Genomic DNA, 1,810 nt, shown 5'->3' with positions numbered 1-1,810 from the left:
CTGGCGGTGCTGGACGATGCCGCATTCGGCGCCGCCACTGAGGTCGAACCCAAGTTCATCTCGCCCACCGACCCGGCCGCCCGTTGGACAGCGGCGGCAGGTGGCCCCGCCTGCTACGCCTACTGCGACAACTATCTCATCGATGTGGAACACGCCGTCATCGTGGACGTGGAGGCCACCACGGCCGTGCGCCAAGCCGAGGTGGGCGCTGCGCAGACCATGCTGACCCGCACGGCAGAGACGTTCGGTCTGTGGCCCGAGCGCCTGGTGGCCGACACCGGCTACGGCTCGGCGGCCATGCTCGACTGGCTGGTGCACGAGCAGGGCATCGAGCCGCACATCCCGGTGTTCGACAAGTCGGCCCGCAAGGACGGCACGTTCAGCCGCTCGGACTTTGCCTACGACCACGAGCGCGACCTCTACGTTTGCCCTGCCGGGAAGGAGCTGATGCACTACCGACGTCAGTTCCAGCAGCCTCGGGTCGGGATCGATGCCGAGGGCCTCATGCGGTACCGGGCCACCAAGCACGACTGCGAACCCTGTGCACTGAAGGAACGCTGCTGCCCGAAGCACCCCGCCCGCAAGGTTCTGCGCTCCATCCACGAGAACGCGCGGGACATGGCGCGCGACATCGCCAAGACCGACGCCTACGCCGTCTCCCGATGCGAGCGGAAGAAGGTTGAGATGCTATTTGCCCACCTCAAGCGCATCCTGCGCCTGGACCGATTGCGGCTACGGGGGCCGTGTGGCGCCCGCGACGAGTTCCACCTCGCAGCCGCCGCCCAGAACCTGCGCAAGCTCGCCAAGCTGATCCCCACCGGCGTGCCGTCAGCCCTGCCAGGCTGATGCGCGGGCAGCCTTCAGGTCGATGGCCAGATCGAGGCGGCAGGCTCAGCCGAAAGCCAACAGCACCTTTTTCAACAGTATCGGCCGGAAGCGGCCGTTCCGCTCCCGGGTTGAACATCCCGGAAAGCGGCGCTCCAACAACGTGCCGTCCCGACCGCTGCTCAACTTTCGGAGTTTCTCCAAGCGAATGATGACAGCTCGGCCATCTCGATCGAGCAGGCGGTTTGAGAAGAACTACTTCGGGTCGGCGATCGGCTGCCCCCGCATGCCCAGCCTTGCGCCGACGGGCAGGTCTGCCCGATCAGGAAAGCAGTCGAATTCAAGGGGTGGAAGCTTCTCGAAAGCAGGGCGGGCCAAGAGATACCCTTGGCAGAGAACGATTCCTATCGCCCTCAAGGTTCGTAGCTCGGCAGCCGTTTCCACACCCTCGGCAATGCAAGTCGTGCCGAGAGCATTGATCATTCGGACGATGCCGGCGACGATCTCCTGTCGTGCACGGCAACCGTCGATGCCTCGGATGAGCGCCATGTCGATTTTGACGATGTCCGGCTGCAAGTCGGCCAGCAGGCCCAGGCCCGAGTAGCCCGCGCCGAAATCGTCGATCGCGACGGTAAATCCGCGCGATCGGTAGAACGCGGTGATGCGCCGGACATGGGCGATATCGCGCATGGGTTCGTTCTCGGTGAACTCGAACATCAGACGCCGCGAATCGAAGCCCGATCGCTTGGCTGCTAGCAGCGACGCGGGGATGCACGCCTCCGGTTCGTAGACCGCGTTGGGCATGAAGTTGATCGAGAGCTTCGTGCTGTCGCGCGGGAAGAGGCTCCCCGCCAGCTCGATCGCCTTAACGCGGCAGGCCTGATCGAACTTGTAATACCAACCGCCTCAGAGTTTGACCTGTGCCCAGGAGCGGCGCGTGATGGTGGCGATCTGGTCTGGCGTGCGCATCAGCGTGGACCAGGCG

General features: G+C 64.8%; 2 protein-coding genes. One reads left to right on the top strand and one right to left on the bottom strand.

Going from position 1 to position 1,810, the window contains the following annotated elements; translation table 11 throughout:
* The coding region (locus FHS87_RS23225) for a transposase (RefSeq protein WP_184522273.1) at window positions 1-846 on the top strand (846 nt) is incomplete at its 5' end.
* A gap of 234 nt (window positions 847-1,080) precedes the next feature.
* On the opposite strand, the gene FHS87_RS23220 is transcribed toward FHS87_RS23225, so the two are convergent.
* Window positions 1,081-1,680: an EAL domain-containing protein gene (locus tag FHS87_RS23220; RefSeq protein WP_246418659.1), complete on the bottom strand. Its 600-nt coding sequence runs from the start codon at window positions 1,678-1,680 to the stop codon at window positions 1,081-1,083.
* Window positions 1,681-1,810 lie beyond the last annotated feature (130 nt).

The sequence above is a fragment of the Muricoccus pecuniae genome (assembly GCF_014199205.1).
Taxonomy (GTDB): Bacteria; Pseudomonadota; Alphaproteobacteria; order Acetobacterales; family Acetobacteraceae; genus Roseomonas; species Roseomonas pecuniae.
This window is presented reverse-complemented; position numbering and strand designations above follow the sequence as displayed.